Annotated in this window: 16 protein-coding genes; 4 read left to right on the top strand and 12 right to left on the bottom strand. The window is 70.0% G+C overall.

Annotated elements, in window-relative coordinates; all coding sequences use genetic code 11:
• Positions 1 to 55 precede the first annotated feature (55 nt).
• The 7 genes from BKA14_RS00155 to BKA14_RS00125 all read right to left on the bottom strand — a co-directional run bounded on the left by BKA14_RS00155 (position 56) and on the right by BKA14_RS00125 (position 5181).
• On the bottom strand, positions 56 to 316 hold the full coding sequence (locus BKA14_RS00155) for a hypothetical protein (RefSeq protein ID WP_184948927.1): 261 nt from the start codon (positions 314 to 316) through the stop codon (positions 56 to 58).
• 110 nt (positions 317 to 426) lie between these two features.
• Entirely contained in the window at positions 427 to 1095 is a 669-nt protein-coding gene (locus BKA14_RS00150; RefSeq protein ID WP_184948926.1) for a zinc metalloprotease, read from the bottom strand.
• Between the two features lie 3 nt (positions 1096 to 1098).
• Positions 1099 to 2031, bottom strand: a complete 933-nt coding sequence (locus BKA14_RS00145) for a ParA family protein (RefSeq protein ID WP_184948925.1) — start codon at positions 2029 to 2031, stop codon at positions 1099 to 1101.
• A gap of 114 nt (positions 2032 to 2145) precedes the next feature.
• Entirely contained in the window at positions 2146 to 3057 is a 912-nt protein-coding gene (locus BKA14_RS00140) for a site-specific tyrosine recombinase XerD (protein WP_184956458.1), read from the bottom strand.
• Positions 3054 to 4169 (bottom strand): alanine dehydrogenase, encoded by a 1116-nt coding sequence (gene ald / locus BKA14_RS00135; protein WP_184948924.1) that lies wholly within the window; start codon positions 4167 to 4169, stop codon positions 3054 to 3056. The genes BKA14_RS00140 and ald overlap by 4 nt, the downstream gene beginning before the upstream one ends.
• A gap of 258 nt (positions 4170 to 4427) precedes the next feature.
• Positions 4428 to 4841, bottom strand: coding sequence for an EVE domain-containing protein (locus BKA14_RS00130; RefSeq protein ID WP_184948923.1), 414 nt, complete (start codon positions 4839 to 4841; stop codon positions 4428 to 4430).
• Positions 4828 to 5181, bottom strand: a complete 354-nt coding sequence (locus BKA14_RS00125; protein ID WP_184948922.1) for a VOC family protein — start codon at positions 5179 to 5181, stop codon at positions 4828 to 4830. Before BKA14_RS00125 ends, BKA14_RS00130 begins: the two co-directional genes overlap by 14 nt.
• A 64-nt stretch (positions 5182 to 5245) precedes the next feature.
• Between BKA14_RS00125 and BKA14_RS00120 the strand changes: the two genes are divergently transcribed.
• Positions 5246 to 5692, top strand: coding sequence for a MarR family winged helix-turn-helix transcriptional regulator (locus BKA14_RS00120; RefSeq protein ID WP_184948921.1), 447 nt, complete (start codon positions 5246 to 5248; stop codon positions 5690 to 5692).
• Between the two features lie 164 nt (positions 5693 to 5856).
• Positions 5857 to 6168 carry a ribosomal protein L7/L12 gene (locus tag BKA14_RS00115; protein ID WP_184948920.1) on the top strand — a complete coding sequence of 104 codons (312 nt, stop codon included), beginning with the start codon at positions 5857 to 5859 and terminating at the stop codon, positions 6166 to 6168.
• 254 nt (positions 6169 to 6422) lie between these two features.
• On the opposite strand, the gene BKA14_RS00110 is transcribed toward BKA14_RS00115, so the two are convergent.
• Complete coding sequence (locus tag BKA14_RS00110; protein ID WP_184948919.1) at positions 6423 to 7160, bottom strand: DeoR/GlpR family DNA-binding transcription regulator; 738 nt, start codon at positions 7158 to 7160, stop codon at positions 6423 to 6425.
• A gap of 59 nt (positions 7161 to 7219) precedes the next feature.
• Between BKA14_RS00110 and BKA14_RS00105 the strand changes: the two genes are divergently transcribed.
• Positions 7220 to 7894 carry an NUDIX domain-containing protein gene (locus tag BKA14_RS00105; RefSeq protein ID WP_184948918.1) on the top strand — a complete coding sequence of 225 codons (675 nt, stop codon included), beginning with the start codon at positions 7220 to 7222 and terminating at the stop codon, positions 7892 to 7894.
• A gap of 83 nt (positions 7895 to 7977) precedes the next feature.
• Positions 7978 to 9489 carry a M28 family metallopeptidase gene (locus BKA14_RS00100; RefSeq protein ID WP_184948917.1) on the top strand — a complete coding sequence of 504 codons (1512 nt, stop codon included), beginning with the start codon at positions 7978 to 7980 and terminating at the stop codon, positions 9487 to 9489.
• Positions 9490 to 9720: 231 nt separating this feature from the next.
• Here the strand turns inward: BKA14_RS00100 and BKA14_RS00095 are convergent, their stop codons facing one another.
• From BKA14_RS00095 to pyrG, 4 genes are all read right to left on the bottom strand, one after another.
• A complete protein-coding gene (locus BKA14_RS00095; protein WP_239093697.1) occupies positions 9721 to 10521 on the bottom strand; it encodes a cutinase family protein in 801 nt (266 codons plus the stop codon).
• Between the two features lie 1031 nt (positions 10522 to 11552).
• A complete protein-coding gene (locus tag BKA14_RS00090) occupies positions 11553 to 12461 on the bottom strand; it encodes a hypothetical protein (RefSeq protein WP_184948916.1) in 909 nt (302 codons plus the stop codon).
• Positions 12462 to 13305: 844 nt separating this feature from the next.
• Positions 13306 to 13881 carry an NUDIX domain-containing protein gene (locus tag BKA14_RS00085; RefSeq protein WP_239093699.1) on the bottom strand — a complete coding sequence of 192 codons (576 nt, stop codon included), beginning with the start codon at positions 13879 to 13881 and terminating at the stop codon, positions 13306 to 13308.
• The gene (gene pyrG, locus BKA14_RS00080) at positions 13878 to 15557 is read right to left on the bottom strand and encodes a CTP synthase (protein WP_184948915.1); all 1680 of its coding nucleotides are present in this window, start codon (positions 15555 to 15557) and stop codon (positions 13878 to 13880) included. Before pyrG ends, BKA14_RS00085 begins: the two co-directional genes overlap by 4 nt.
• Positions 15558 to 15613: the final 56 nt, after the last annotated feature.

Below are 15613 nucleotides of genomic sequence, written 5' to 3'. Positions count from 1 at the left end.
GAACGGGCTGCCTGAGGATCGTACGGATCCGCCATGCCGCGATCCGGTCCGGCGATCAAGCGGCCAATGCCATGTGGGGCGAGGATTCGTAAACACCCTGGACCACACTGCGCGCCCAGCGCATGCGGGCCACGGCGGTCTCCGGGTAGTCGCCGTACGCGGCGGCCAGGGCGGCCACGCACCCGCGGGTGCCGCCGCACGTGCGGACGGACTCGGCGATAGTGGCTTCGACAAGAGCAGGGCTGGGCCGGGAACCGGCCGGCAGGTCGCTGGCGAACAGGGCGGCGGCGCGGGCGGCAAGCAATTGACTACGCATCTCGATCATCTCCGGTGAGGGAAAAGAACTGATGCGTTCAGAGTGCGCCTCCGCCGCCACATTGCGCCTCAGTGCTTCTTCCTTAGGGCACGATTCCGGGGTTATAGGGGTCACCCCCAGACGCGGACGAAGACCAATCCGAGCAGGTTCAAGATCTGCAGAAGGAACGGCGTTCCGAAGGGGAAGATGCACAGGATCAGCAGCACCAGGATGCCGATGTTCTTCTCCTCGAACCACAGCCGCATCCATTGAAGGCCCTGGCCGGGACGGCTGACGGCGTTGTAGAGAATACCGAAGCCGTCGAGCGGCGGGATCGGGATCAACGCGAGGATGCCGAAGCAGAGCAACCCGACGGCCAGGGACAGCAGCACCTGATGCGGGATGGGCAGTCCGATCCCCAGCAGCACGTCGGCCGGTCCGATGATCGACAGCACATTGTCGGGGTAGGCCAGGGCGTACGCGAGCATGAGCAGCTGGGAGACGATGATGCAGACGACCGGGCCGGCCGCGAAGACGGCGATGGCCTTGCCGCGGCCCCGATAGCGGGGCACTTCGTCCACCGAGAGCATCTTGCCCCAGCCCATGCCGCCGATCGCGGCCGCGACGCCGCCGAACGGGTCGACGTCCTCACGCAGGCGCGGGGCGATCGAGTCGCGGCGTTCGGCCAGGCCGAGGCTGCGGGCGGTCAGCCGGATGGCCACGGCGCGCAGCAGGATCGCGAGCAGGAAGGAGACGACCAGCGCGACGAACGCGACCGGCTCACCGAGAGCGTAGAGCAAGGGTCAGCCGCGCTCGGCCTTGGCGGCGATGACCTCGCGGGCGAGCTGCCGGTAGTTGCGCGCGCCGGACGAGGCCGGGTCGAGCGTCAGGATCGGCGCGCCGGCCACGGTGGACTCGGGGAACTTGACGGTCTTGGTGATGACGGTCTGGTAGACCTTGTCGCCGAACGCCTCGACCACGCGCTGCAGCACCTGGCGGCAGTGGGTCGTGCGGGAGTCGTACATGGTGGCGAGGATGCCTTCGAGCTCCAGGTCGAAGTTGAGCCGCTCACGCACCTTGTCGATCGTGTCGAGCAGCAGGGCGACACCGCGCAGCGAGAAGAACTCGCACTCCAGGGGGATGAGCACGCCGTGCGCGATCGTCAGCGCATTGATCGCCAGCAGACCCAGCGAGGGCTGGCAGTCGATCAGGATGAAGTCGTATTCCTTACGGACCGAGCGCAGCACCCGGGCCAGCGCCATCTCGCGGGCGACCTCGTTGACCAGCTGGATCTCAGCCGCCGAGAGGTCGATGTTGGCGGGCAGCAGGTGCAGGCCGGCCACATCGGTCTTGATGATGACGTCCTCGGCGGTGACGTCGTCCTGCATGAGCAGGTTGTAGATGCTCAGGTCGAGGTTGTGCGGGTTGACCCCCAGGCCGACCGAGCAGGCACCCTGCGGGTCGAAGTCGACCAGGAGCACCTTGCGCCCGTACTCGGCGAGCGCGGCGCCCAAGTTGATCGTCGTGGTGGTCTTGCCCACGCCGCCCTTCTGGTTGGCCAGGGCGATGATGCGGGCCGGGCCGTGCCGGTCGGTCGGCATCGGTTCGGGAATGGGACGGCGCATCGTGTACGCCGTCGGGTCGGCCGGGCCCAGATCAGCCCCCAGGTCCATGGATCCCTGCTGCTCCCGGAGCGCAGAGGTCCAGGCCTCCGCCCGATCGCCGTTGCCCGCCATGACCCTCGCCCCCTTCCGACTCAGACAGCCGGAGCCGATGCCCGACTCTACGCCACGACCGCCGTCGTTCCCCCGCGAGCTGTCGGCGTGTCGCTATCTATGGGTGCGCACTCTCTAACGAGCGCGCGGGTGTGCGGTCGCGTACACCTCGCGCAGCCGGTCCACGGTGACCAGCGTGTAGACCTGCGTGGTGGTCACCGAGGCGTGCCCGAGCAGTTCCTGGACGACCCGCACGTCGGCGCCGCCGTCGAGCAGATGGGTCGCGTACGAGTGGCGCAACGTGTGCGGGCTCACGGCGTGCGCGCCCTCGACCGGCAACCCGGCGGCCTCGGCGGCGCGGCGCAGAATGGTCCACGCGCTCTGCCGCGACAACCGGCCACCGCGCGCGTTGAGGAAGACGGCCGGAGTCCCCGTCCCGTTCGCGGCCAGACCGGGCCTTCCCCGTACGAGGTAAGCCTCCAGCGCGGCCCGGGCGAACCCGCCCACCGGCACCAACCGGGTGCGGCCGCCCTTGCCGTGCAGGATCGCGGCCGGCTCGCCGTCGAGGTCGAGGTCGTCGATCGCCGCGCCGACGGCCTCGGAGATGCGCGCCCCGGTGCCGTACAGGAACTCCAGAAGGGCCTTGTCGCGCAGCCCGAGCGGGGTGTCGTCGGGCACCGCCAGCAGACGGTTCACCTGGTCGACGTCGAGGGCCTTGGGCAGGCGTTTGGCCGGCGAGGGCGGGCGCACCTCGGCGGCCACGTCGGTGCCGACCAGCCCCTCGCGCGCGGCGAACTTGTGCAGACCCCGAACGGCGCTCATGGCGCGGGCGGCGGACGCGGCGGCCAGCCCGTCGGCGCGCAAAGCGGCCAGATGCGCGGTGACCCGGGCGGTGCCCACCGCGGCGAGATCGTCGACCCCGTCCGCGGCGAGCGCCTGCGCATACCGTTCCAGGTCGCGCCGGTACGACGCGAGGGTGTTGCGCGACAGCCCACGCTCGACTGTCAGATGGTCGAGATAGGCCTGTACGACGCGCTGCACCGTCAGTTGAGCACCTCTGCCAGGTCGAGTGTCGTCATGCCGTGGGCCTCCGCGACCGGCCCGTACGTGACGTGCCCGTCGTGAGTGTTCAGACCCAGGCCCAGCGCGGGGTCCGCCTTGAGCGCGTCGCGCCAGCCCAGGTTGGCCAGTTCCAGAGCGTACGGCAGGGTGACGTTGGTCAGTGCGTAGGTGCTGGTGTGCGGCACCGCGCCCGGCATGTTGGCGACGCAGTAGAACAGCGACTCGTGCACCTTGTAGACCGGGTCGGCGTGCGTGGTCGGCCGCGAATCCTCGAAGCAGCCGCCCTGGTCGATCGAAATGTCGACGAGCACACTGCCCGGTTTCATGCGGGCCACGAGCTCGTTGGAGACCAGGTTGGGGGCCTTCGCGCCGGGGACCAGCACCGCGCCGATGACCATGTCGGCATCGAGCACTGCCTTCTCGATCTCGTATGCGTTGGAAGCGACGGTCTGCAGATGCCCCCGGTAGTCGGCGTCGGCGGCGCGCAGCCGGGCGATGTTGCGGTCGAGCACCAGTATTTCGGCCTGCATGCCGAGCGCGATGGCGGCGGCGTTCATGCCGGAGACACCGGCCCCGATGACGACGACCTTGGCCGCGTACACACCGGGGACGCCGCCCATGAGCACGCCGCGGCCGCCGCCCGAGCGCATCATGTGATAGGCCCCGACCTGCGGCGCGAGCCGCCCGGCGACCTCGCTCATGGGCGCGAGCAACGGCAGCGAGCGGTCGGGCAGCTCGACCGTCTCGTACGCGATGCCGGTGACCTTACGATCCAGCAGCGCGTCGGTGCACTCCTTGGACGCCGCGAGGTGCAGATAGGTGAAGAGCACCTGGCCGGGCCGCATCCGCGGATACTCCTCGGCGATGGGCTCCTTGACCTTGAGGATCAGGTCGGCCGCGCCCCACACGTCGTCCGCCGTGTCGAGGATCGTGGCACCGGCGGCCACGTAATCACCGTCGGTGATCGACGAGCCGCGGCCCGCACCGGACTGCACGAACACCTCGTGCCCGGCGCGACGGAATTCGTACACACCGGCGGGGGTGATGGCCACCCGGAATTCGTTGTTCTTGACCTCGCTGGGAATGCCGACCTTCATCGAGCCGACACCGTCCTTTCTCAACGCTGAGTGACGTCCCAGGCCGACCCTTCTTCGCCGGGCCCGCCCCCGACGAAGAGTACCCGGTTCGATGTCTGGTATGTCCGCTTCACGCGTCAGAACCATTTCTCCTGCGCTCAGCCGCCGCTTCTCATCCGCTCGGCGATCACGTTCTCGTTCGCTCGGCGATCACGTCCTCATGCGCTCGGCGATCACGTCCTCATGCGCTCGGCGATCACGCTCTCATGCGCTCGGCGATCACGCTCTCATGCGCTCGGCGATCACGGCGAAATCGTCAGCCGGGATCGTGAACAGCCCGCGGCGGAACGGCAGCCCCCAATGCGCCGGGTCGGAGATGAACGACAATGCGCCGGCCAGGGGTTTGACCTCGATCGGCGTCACCGGCTCGAAGGTGCAGGCCAGGCGCCAGTGCTCGCTCGGCGCCTGGTAGGGCTCGGCCCCGGTGACGACGGCGAGAGCGGTGAATCGCCGCACGGGATCGCCGCCGATCATCGTCGTTCGCGGTGAATAGAAGACGATGTGATCGCCGGGCCGCAGCCGCCGCAGCCGGGTATTCGCACCATGATCGGCCTGCGTGAACCCGCCCGCGGCGGCCACCTCGACATGATCGAGGCTGACCGTGCTGACCCAGCACCGTTCAGGCGCGGTCATGCAGGGTCACCTCGTAACCGTCCGGATCGGCGAACGTGAACGTGCGGCCGAAGGGGCCGTCGACAGGCGCGGAAACGATCGTCACGCCCGCCCCGGCCAGCTCGTCGTGGATCTCCTGAGTGTCATGGGCGTGCAGCCACAGGGCCACGCCGCGGCCCGGCTCGGCGATCGGGCCGGCGACGAGCGACCGCACGGCGAAGGCGATCGGCGCGGTGTCGAAGACGACGGCGTGCGGCGGGCCGGGGCGGCGGCGCAGGCCCAGGTATTTCTCGTAGAAGGCGGCGGACCGCTCGATGTCGCTGACCTGCAGAGAGACGAAGTCGGGACCGGTGACTGCCATGATCACTCCTAGTTTGTTGAATGTCAGTTGACTGACATGCACCACGGTATGTCAGGATGCTGACATGAGTCAAGTCGAGCTGGACACCTCGGTGGGATACCTGCTGAAAATGGCGTCGAGCAGCCTGCACAGCGCGATGGAGGCCGTGCTGCGGCCGCTCGGCATGACGATCACGCACTACTCGTGCCTGGAACTGCTCTCCCAACGGCCCGGCCTGTCCAACTCCGAACTGGCCCGCGGCACGTTCGTCACCAGGCAGTCGATGAACGTGCTGCTGCAGGCCCTGGAACGCGACGGCCTGGTCGCCCGGCCCGAACGCGCGCCGTCCGGCCGGGTGCTGCCGACCACGCTGACCCCGAAGGGCCGCCGCCAGCTGGCCACCGCGAGCGGCGCCGTACGGGCCGTCGAGGACGCCATGCTGACCGGGATGACGCCCGCCGAACAGGACCAGATGCGCCGGCTGCTGCGCTCCTGCGTAACCGCGCTGAAGACACCGCCCGACGCCCCCTGACGCTCCAGCAGCGGCCGCACCTGATCACAGCCGACGCCCTGGCACTCGCGCCCATCCCGTGACCACTCCGGCAGCGGCCGCGCCGAGCCGCTGCCGACGCCGCTGCCGCTCCGGCCGCGTCCGCCGGCAGGCGCTCGGTGGCCGGCAGCTGATTCGATGGCCGTATGGACTTCGCCTACGTCGTCGCGATCATCATCGCCGTGGTCGGTTTCAGCCTGGTCGTGGCCTCCGACCGCACCCGGCGCAACACCCGGGAATCGGCACGACTGGCCGCGATCGAACGAAAACTGGACACGATCATGACTCACCTCGGCATCGAGGAGCCCGCGGCGACCCAGGACTCGGAGGTGCTGGCCCACCTGATGCAGGGCCAGAAAATCCAGGCGATCAAGGTCTACCGCGAGCGAACGGGCACGGGACTGGCGGAGGCCAAGGACGCCGTGGAGCGCATGGCCCGGGAACGCGGCCTAAGTTAGTCCCCGCCCGAAGATCATGTGAGTTGTCCACAATTCCGGGTTGTCCACAACCGCCGGCTTGCGACCCTCCCAAGATCGCCCCACCCCGATAAAATGGTCGAGGGTGGGGGCCCCCGGTAGGGCGGGCCCTGTTCTGAGGCGGCCCGTTCTGGAGGCGCCCTGTTCTGGGGGCGGCACACCCGAGCGCGGGACGCTGAGCCGGCACGCAAGACGACCTCGTGACACCACAAGCAACGACGCCGACCCGGCGACCCCTACGGCGCCGCGACGATCGGAACGCCGAGGTCCCCCGTGTCCGGGAAGTCCGTGATCACGCCGCTCACCTCGTTCAGCGGCAGCACCACGTACGGGGAAGCGGCGTTGATCTTCTCCGCACTGGCCATCACATAGGTCTCGGCGGCCCGGCCGGCCAGCGTGCGTTTCATCGCCGCCTCGTCGGGGTCGCCCGTGGTCAGACCCGCTTTCGGATGTACGCCGGTGACGCCGAGCAGGAACAGGTCGGCGTGGACGGTTCGGGCGGCCTCGGCCGTGATCGCGCCGGAGGCGACCGCCGAGTGCTTGAACAGCCGGCCGCCGAGCACGAGCACGTCGACGGTCGGATGCGGGACCAGCGCGGCGGCGACCGTGACACTGTGCGTGACGATCGTGGCCTCCAGGTCGGCGGGCAGGGCGTTGACCACGGCCAGGGCGGTCGTGCCACCGTCGAGCAGCACCGTCTGGCCGGGCCGGATCAGGGCGGCGGCCGCAGCGGCCACCCGGCGTTTGCTGTCCGGCGAGACCGTGGTGCGTGTCGCGTAGTCGGCAGCGGCCGGCGCCGGGGGCAGCGCTCCCCCGTAGACCCGTTGCAGCAGCCCGGCGGCGGCGAGGTCGCGCAGGTCGCGGCGGATGTTGTCCTCGGCGATGCCGAGCTCGAAGGCGATGTCGGTGACCACGAGCTTGCCTTCGGCGTGCAGCCGCTCCAGCAGGAAGTCGCGGCGCTCGGCCGGCAGCATTACGTGTTTCTCCTCATTGTTGTCGACTGTTGCGTGTTTCCTGGGCTAGCGTACCGGCCATGACTGACCTCGGCATCCCTGGCCTCGACCTGCCCGACCACCGCGGCCGCACCGGCCTCGACCAGGTGGGCCGCGACCTCACCGGCAACCCCGGCGTGGTGATCCGCGACGTCGAGCTGCTGGCGACGGCGTGGCACGTCCTGCGCCGCACGACGTACGACTACCGCCACCGCGACGGCAGCTGGACGACGGAGCAGCGCGAGACGTACGACCGCGGCGACGGCGCGACGATCCTGCTGTACGACGTGGCCCGGCGCACGGTGCTGCTCACCAGGCAGTTCCGCTACCCCGCCTACGTCAACGGCCACCCCGACGGCATGCTCGTCGAGGCTGCCGCGGGCCTGCTCGACGACGACGACCCGGCCAGTGCGATCCGGCGCGAGACGGCGGAGGAGCTGGGTGTCACGGTCGGCGAGCTGGAGCACGTGTTCGGCGTGTGGATGAGCCCGGGTTCGGTCACCGAGCGCCTGCACTTCTACGCCGCGCCCTATACGGCCGCCGACCGTACGGGACCTGGTGGCGGGGTGGCCGACGAGGGCGAGGACATCGAGGCCGTCGAGCTCGACTTCGACGACGCCCTGGCCGCGATCGCCGACGGCCGCATCGCCGACGCAAAGACGATCATGCTGCTGCAGTGGGCGGCATTGAGCGGCCCCTTCCGGCATCGCCCTTGATATGTATTGATTGGGATGATTGCATGGGTCGGCTCCGCTGACATGCTCGCGGGCACACACCCCCGAGCCCACGGAGGACCTTCGTGCGAGCATCCATCGTCCTCGGCGTCGCCGCGCTGACGTTAGGACTGGCCACCGCCCCGGCCCAGGCCCAGTCGGCGCTCCTGGCCGCGCCCGACATCCCGGTCGCCAACGTCAAGGCGCATCTGACGCAGCTGCAGAACATCGCCACGGCCAACGGCGGCAACCGCGCGCACGGCCGGCCCGGCTACCTGGCCTCGGTCACGTACGTCAAGAATCTGCTCGACGCGGCCGGCTACACCACGCGCCAGCAGTCGTTCACGTACAACGGCGCCACCGGCTACAACCTCATCGCGGACTGGCCCGGCGGCGACACCGCGGACACCCTGATGGTCGGCGCGCACCTCGACAGCGTCACCGCGGGCCCGGGCATCAACGACAACGGCTCGGGTTCGGCCGCCAACCTCGAGGTCGCCCTGGCCGTCGCGCGCAGCGGTTTCCAGCCCGACCGGCATCTGCGCTTCGGCTGGTGGGGTGCCGAGGAGCTCGGGCTGCGCGGCTCGACCGCGTACGTCAATTCGCTCACGACCGCGCAAAAACGTGAGATCACCGGTTACCTCAACTTCGACATGGTCGGCTCACCCAACCCCGGCTATTTCCTGTACGACGGTGACAACTCCGACGGCACGGGTTCGGGTCCCGGCCCGGCCGGCTCCGCGCAGATCGAACAGACGCTGGCCGACTACTTCACGTCGATCGGCGTGCCCACCCGCGGCACCGACTTCGACGGGCGCAGTGACTACGGCCCGTTCATCGCGAACGGCATCCCGGCCGGCGGCATCTTCACCGGCGCCGAAGGCCGCAAGACGGCCGCGCAGGTGCAGCTGTGGGGCGGCACGGCCACGACGTTCGACCCCTGCTACCACGCCTCGTGCGACACGATCACGAACATCAACGACACCGCGCTCGACCGTAATGCGGACGCCATCGCGTACGCGGTCTGGACGCTGGCCGACGGCGGCACCACTCCCCCGCCGACCGGCACGACCGTCTACTCCGACGACTTCGAGACGGCGACCGGCTGGACGGCGGGCACGGCCGACACCGCCACGTCGGGCCGGTTCGAGCGCGGCGACCCGGCCGCCACCAGTTCGGGCGTCGCGACCCAGCTCGGCAACGCCGCCGGCGGCACGTACGACCTGGTCACCGGGGCCACCGCCGGGGCCAGCGCAGGCGCCAACGACGTCGACGGCGGCACCACCACGATCGTCTCGCCCGCGATCACGCTGCCCACGGGCACGCTGACGCTCAGCTTCAACTGGTACCTGTCGCACCTGAACAACGCGAGCAGCGCCGACTACTTCCGCGTCCGGGTGATCTCCGGCAGCACCACGAGCACGGTGTTCACCCAGGCCGGGGCGGCATCCGACCGGGCCGCGGCGTGGGCCACCGGCTCGGTCAACCTGTCCTCGTTCGCGGGCCAGACGATCCGCCTGAGCGTGGAGGCCGCCGACCTGTCGACCGCCTCGCTCGTGGAGGCGGCCGTCGACAACGTCAAAATCACCAAGGCCTGACCCCGTACGCGGGTGACAGCACGCGCTGTCACCCGCGTTCACAAACGAGCATCATCGCTCCATCACGAGCACCGGACGCGCGTCACCGCTCACTCGATGAGCACTAAGCGAGCGCCGTGAGGGAGCCGACGCCGCCAACGTGAAGCATGTGTTCCATCGCCACCCGCGAGAGGCCGGCGGACGGCGGACGTTCGAGGCCCGCGTGGCGGCGCGGACCCACCCGTACGATCGTCAGCCGCCGATCCTCCCGGCCGCGAACTCGGCGCCCCGCCCCACCGTGCCGTTGCGGTTGTAGGCCAGGTGCGCCGCGAAGTTGTTGCCGCCGCCGCACACCGGGTCACCGTTGTTGCAGAACTCGACCGTCCTGTCCGCGAACTCCGGAGCGGCCTGGGCGATCGTCTGCCGGCGCAGCCCCAGCGGGTTGCCGTAGACGACCACGGCCGCCACCTGACCCCGCAGGTTGGCCGGGATGGCCTTGCCCGCAGTGCCTGCGCCCCGAATACCGATGGCGATGTCGGTCACCGACGCGCCCTGCGAGTAGCCGCCGATCACGAACTGCGTCTCCGGGCAGTTCTGCGCGACCTGCTCGATGTGCTCGGTCATGTTGGTCGCACCGGGCCCAGCACTGCGCTGATTGGACGCGGCCGCATAAACCACGGCGAAAGAGCCCACCGTACGGCCCGGCAGCTCGGCCGCCAGGGCCTGCGCGAGCGGCCGGCCCACGATGCCCAGCCCCTGCGGCTCCCCGGTGCCCCGCGCGAACACCAGCTCGACATCCGAACACCCGGCCGCGTTTCCACCCCCGGCCTGCCCGCCGGTCTGCCCGCCGTTCTGCCCGCCGTTCTGCGCGAACCGCTCCCGCAGCCGCTGCAAGAACGAGCCGTTACCGCTGGCTGCTGCGCTGCTCCCCGCAGTCCCCGCAAAAGCCTGCGGCGCCACCATCGCCCCCGCGATCACCACCACGGCACTGACCCCGACCAACACAAGCCGCCGCCCCCGGCGCCCCGTCGCCCCCACGCGTCGCTTAGTCATTCCCACCATCCCCTTACCTAACGGAACGTGCTTCCTGAGCCCAGGTACGGCTCCGGATGCACGCGGGGTTGTAGCACCACCGGTGCGAATTCCCCACGCCCGCCCGCGAGAGCCGTTCCTCCAGCTCAGAGCCTTGAGACGGCCATCTCAGGATCCCGCCCCACCCGGACCGAGCGGTGCAAGCAGCCCAAAACCGACGAGACGAGGAACGCCGCAGAGAAGCCAGCCAAAGCGGCGACACGAAGGCAGAACCGGGACAGCGCAAGACAAGCGCCCCCGAACAAGCGGCGCGGCAAAGCAGCGCGGGCAGGCATACCGGGCACGCATCGCGGAACAAGCGGCGCGGAGAAAGCAACGCAGAGAGACAGCTCGAGGGCGACGCGCAAAAGCACCGCGAAGACGACACGATGGCAGCGCCGGAAAGTCACGCAGAAAAGCAGCACGGAGCCGTCGCGCGCAGGCAGCGTGCGGAGTCGACGCGCAGGCAGCGCGGAAAGCGACGCGGAGGGGTATCGCGCGGAAGCGACGCGCGAAAGACGATACGAAGGCGACGCATAGAGACGGCGCCCATGGCAGCGCCGAAAGCGACGCAGAAAAGCAGCACGGAGTCGTCGCGCGCAGGCAGCGTGGGGAGTCGACGCGCAGGCAGCGCGGGAAAGCGACGCGGAGAGGTGTCGCGCGGAAGCGACGCGAGGGAGGCAGCGCTGAAGCGACGCACGCCGGCAACACGAGGGCAGGCATCGCAGACGCAGCTCGGAAGCGACGCGAGGGAGGTAGCTCAGGAGGCGGCGTCGAGACGGGATGGAGGGCTGCGGAGAAAGGGCGGTGCGGGGGAAGTAACGCGAAAGACGGCATGGAGAGACAGCGTGGGATGGAGGTGTGGAGAGGAGCTGGAGGAGAGGGGCTTCAAGAGGAACGGCCTAGCAGGACGGAAGACGGCGTGGGCGGCGCTGGTCGTGGCTGCGAGACGGCATACAAAAAGCGGCGGTGTGGGCCGGGATCGTCCCCACACCGCCGCCGTTCGTGATGGGTTACTTCTTGGAGGCCGGGGCATTCTCGCCGGCACCGGCATTGTCGCCCTCGCCCGCGCCGGCGTCCTCGCCGCCCTGGCCGGCTTCATCGCCGGCGCCCGCTTCCTCGCCCTGGCCGGCTTCCTCGCCCTGACCGGCTTGCTCGCCCTGACCGGCGTCGCCGCCGGCGCCGGCCACCACTGCCTTGGCGTCGGCCAGCGTCAGGCAGGCCTGGAGCAGGCTCTGCTGGGCGGACGCGACGGCCTTGGCCGCCGCCGCAGCGTCGGCGGCGCCGGTGTCCTCACCCTGGCCGGCTTCTTCGCCGGCACCGGCGTTGTCACCCGCGCCCGCTTCCTCACCGGCGCCGGCTTCCTCGCCCGCACCAGCCTCTTCGCCCTGCCCGGCCTCCTTGCCCTTGCCCTTGCCCGCCGCGCCGGCACCGGCGGCGCCCGCCTTGCCGGCTTTCTCGGCTGCGGCGGCCTTGCGCAGGGTCTTGACCCACTTCTTGGCCAGCGCCTTGTTCTTGGCCTTGGCCGCCGGTGAACCGGCCGCCGCTTCCTCGCCCGCGCCGGCCTCTTCGCCTGCGCCGCCCTCGGCCGCCGCCAGGTCGGCCGCGAACGTGTCGCACGCCGCTTCCAGCGCCACCGCCGAGGCGGCCGCCGCGTCGCCGGGGGCCTGCTGCTCGACGGGGGCCAGCTCTTCGCCGTCGCAGACCACGGCGCCTGCGTTGACCTGGACGTCGGCGCAGTTGGCGACGTCGAACTGCTGTCCGTCCACCGTCACCAGGTCCACTGCTTTGGTCTCGGTGCTCGCGTTGGCGAGCTGGACCCCGGTCACGCCCAAGGCGACGACCACGCCGGCCACTGCGATCGCGCCGATCGTCTTTCGCCGGTTTCCCTCGCTGGGACGTCGGTACTTGCGGGACCTCATGACCACTCCTCGTCGTTGGACGTCGATGTCACCGGTGCTGCGGGCCAGTACGGGTCGCGACCGCCGCCCGGTTCAACCGGTCTTTCGCCGAAGCCCCGGAAACGACGCCGCCGCAGCGGCAAAAACGCAGGTCAGAGGCCTGCTAGAAAATCTTGAAAATGAGCCGATCCGAACGAGTCCGGCGCGCCGGGGGCAACGGATACAGCGACGGCGGCGGACCGGCAGCAAGTACCGGAGGCCGGAGGCGGGAGGCCGGAGGCGGGAGGCCGGAGGCGGGAGGCGGCGGCAAGGACCGGCGGCGGCGCGGCAGCGTAGAGCGACAGCGACAGCGACAGGACGGGCGGCGGGGCGGCACCGTAGAGCGGCGGCGGGGCGGCGGCGGGCGCAGCAGCGGAGCACGGCAGTGGGGCGGCGGCGGGCGCAGCAGCGGAGCACGGCAGTGGAGCGGCGGCAGGCGCGGCAGCGGAGCACGGCAGTGGAGCGGCGGCAGGCGCGGCAGCGAAGAGCGGCGGGGCGGGACGGACCGAGCGGCCACCACCCGGGAAACGCGCGACCGAAGGCGCGAAACGCGCACCCCGGCCTCCCCCGAACGGCTAAATTCGGCGGCCCGCACAACGACCCGGGCATCACCGAAAAGCGCAATTGCCGGAATCAGGAACGCGCGGGACCATGATTCCCGCAAGTCCACAGTGGTCCGGCCCGGAAGCGTTGCCCGGCAACGGAAACAGGCCCGCCGAAAAGGGAAACACCACTGGCGGAAATGGCTTTATCGGCGCCACTGGGGGGTGCGCCGATAAATGGCGGTAAACGCGGGCCGGTGGCGGCCGGCCCGCGTTTACCCGGATCAGGTCGCGGGTCGCAGCGTGGCCCAGCCCTCGTCGCGGGCGCGGGCGGCGGCCAGCAGGCCACCCACGGCGGCGGCGTTGGTGATCTCGCCACGGAAGACCATCGCGACGGCCTCGTCGAGGTCGATCCAGGCCACCTCGATGTCGGCTTCCTCGTCCGTGCGCTCGAACCGGGAGGGCACCGGTGTCAGGTCGCGGGCCAGGAAGATCCGGATTGTCTCGTCGGCGAATCCGGGCGACGTGAACAGGTCGATGAGCAGGTGGTACTGCCCGGCTTCGAGGTCGGCCTCCTCGGCCAGTTCGCGCGCCGCCGTACGGGAAAGGTCTTCGCCTTCGACGTCACGCAGCCCGGCCGGCAGTTCCCACAGGCGTTGCCCGACGGCGTGCCGGTACTGCTTGATCAGCACGACCCGGCCGACCTCGTCCAGCGCGACCACTCCGACGGCGCCTTTGTTCTGCACGACGTCGCGTTTCGCCGTGCCGCCCGACGACATCGTCACCTCGTCGGTGAAGACCGAGAAGATCGGGCCCTCGTAGCGGGTGACGCGGGACTGCACCGCGTGTGTGAAGCTCACGAGGCGTCCACGGGCAGCTCGTCGGCCGCCGCGTACTCGATGGCGGCCTTGGCCAGGCCGTCGAAGAGCGGGTGGGGGCGGGTGGGCCGGCTCTTGAGCTCGGGGTGGGCCTGGGTGGCCACGAAGTAGGGGTGCACCGCGCGGTCGAGTTCGATGAATTCGACCAGCCGCCCGTCCGGCGACGTGCCCGAGAAGACCAGGCCGGCGTCGGTGAGCTTGGCCCGGTAGTCGTTGTTGACCTCGTACCGGTGGCGGTGGCGTTCGGAGATGTCGGTCGAGCCGTACACCTCGGCCACGATCGAGCCTTCGGTCAGCGCGGCCGGGTAGGCGCCCAGCCGCATCGTGCCGCCCAGGTCGCCCTTGCCGGCCACGATGTCCTCCTGGTCGGCCATCGTCGAGATCACCGGGTAGGGCGCCTGCTCGTCGAACTCGAGCGAGTTGGCCCCGGCCAGCCCGGCCAGGTGCCGCGCGGCGTCGATGGTCATGCACTGCAGGCCCAGGCAGATGCCGAGGATGGGGATCTGGTTCTCCCGCGCGTACCGGGAGGTGTTGATTTTGCCTTCGATGCCGCGGACGCCGAAGCCGCCGGGGATCACGATGCCGTCGACGCCCTTGAGCGCCGCCGCGGCGCCCGCCGTGGTCTCGCAGTCGTCGCTGGGCACCCAGCGCAGCTGCACCTTGACGTTGTTGGCGAAGCCGGCGGCCCGGATGGCCTCGCTGACCGACAGGTACGCGTCGGGCAGGTCGACGTATTTGCCGACGAGCGCGATCGTGATGGTGCGCTTGGGGTGGTGCACCCGGTGCAGCAGGTCGTCCCATTGCGTCCAGTTGACGTCGCGGAAGGACAGACCCAGACGCCGTACGACGTACGCGTCGAGGCCTTCGTCGTGCAGCACCTTGGGGATGTCGTAGATGCTGGGCGCGTCGGGCGCGGCCACCACGGCCTCGCGGTCGACGTCGCAGTAGAGCGCCAGTTTGTGTTTGAGCTTCTCGGGGATCTCGCGGTCGCTGCGGCAGACCAGCGCGTCGGGCTGGATGCCGATGTTGCGCAGCGCGGCCACCGAGTGCTGGGTCGGCTTGGTCTTGAGCTCGCCCGACGGCGCCAGGTAGGGCACCAGTGAGACGTGCAGGTAGAACACGTGGTCGCGGCCGACTTCGTGCCGCACCTGGCGGATCGCCTCGAGGAAGGGCAGCGATTCCATGTCACCGACCGTGCCGCCGACCTCGGTGATCACGACGTCGGGCCGGCGGCCGGACTCGTCGGGGTCGGCCATCGCGAAGATCCGCGATTTGATCTCGTTGGTGATGTGCGGGATGACCTGCACGGTGTCGCCGAGGTATTCGCCGCGCCGCTCACGCGCGATGACGGCCGAGTAGACCTGGCCGGTCGTCACGTTGGCTTTGCCGGACAGTGACCGGTCGAGGAACCGCTCGTAGTGGCCGACGTCGAGGTCGGTCTCGGCGCCGTCCTCGGTGACGAAGACCTCGCCGTGCTGGAAGGGGTTCATCGTGCCCGGGTCGACGTTCAGGTAGGGGTCGAGCTTCTGCATGACGACCCGGAGCCCGCGCGCGGTCAGAAGGTTGCCGAGGCTGGAGGCGGTGAGGCCCTTGCCCAGCGAGGAGGCGACGCCCCCGGTGACGAAGATGTGCCGCGTTTCGCGCACTGTAGAGGCCAACGCCTTGCTCCCGTGGTCGTCTGAAAACCGAGCCGTCTGTTTAACCGACGTGCGAA

It is taken from the genome of Paractinoplanes abujensis (genome assembly GCF_014204895.1).
Classification (GTDB): domain Bacteria; phylum Actinomycetota; class Actinomycetes; order Mycobacteriales; family Micromonosporaceae; genus Actinoplanes; species Actinoplanes abujensis.
Note: the sequence above shows the minus strand (reverse complement) of the source record. Positions and strands in the feature narration are given on the sequence as shown.

Bases quoted from the DNA above. Each gene is read 5' to 3' on its own strand.
- BKA14_RS00155 (WP_184948927.1), bottom strand. From the start codon at position 316: ATGCGTAGTCAATTGCTTGCCGCCCGCGCCGCCGCCCTGTTCGCCAGC.
- BKA14_RS00145 (WP_184948925.1), bottom strand. From the start codon at position 2,031: ATGGCGGGCAACGGCGATCGGGCGGAGGCCTGGACCTCTGCGCTCCGG.
- ald (WP_184948924.1), bottom strand. From the start codon at position 4,169: ATGAAGGTCGGCATTCCCAGCGAGGTCAAGAACAACGAATTCCGGGTG.
- BKA14_RS00130 (WP_184948923.1), bottom strand. From the start codon at position 4,841: ATGACCGCGCCTGAACGGTGCTGGGTCAGCACGGTCAGCCTCGATCAT.
- BKA14_RS00125 (WP_184948922.1), bottom strand. From the start codon at position 5,181: ATGGCAGTCACCGGTCCCGACTTCGTCTCTCTGCAGGTCAGCGACATC.
- BKA14_RS00120 (WP_184948921.1), top strand. From the start codon at position 5,246: ATGAGTCAAGTCGAGCTGGACACCTCGGTGGGATACCTGCTGAAAATG.
- BKA14_RS00115 (WP_184948920.1), top strand. From the start codon at position 5,857: ATGGACTTCGCCTACGTCGTCGCGATCATCATCGCCGTGGTCGGTTTC.
- BKA14_RS00110 (WP_184948919.1), bottom strand. From the start codon at position 7,160: ATGCTGCCGGCCGAGCGCCGCGACTTCCTGCTGGAGCGGCTGCACGCC.
- BKA14_RS00105 (WP_184948918.1), top strand. From the start codon at position 7,220: ATGACTGACCTCGGCATCCCTGGCCTCGACCTGCCCGACCACCGCGGC.
- BKA14_RS00095 (WP_239093697.1), bottom strand. From the start codon at position 10,521: ATGACTAAGCGACGCGTGGGGGCGACGGGGCGCCGGGGGCGGCGGCTT.
- BKA14_RS00090 (WP_184948916.1), bottom strand. From the start codon at position 12,461: ATGAGGTCCCGCAAGTACCGACGTCCCAGCGAGGGAAACCGGCGAAAG.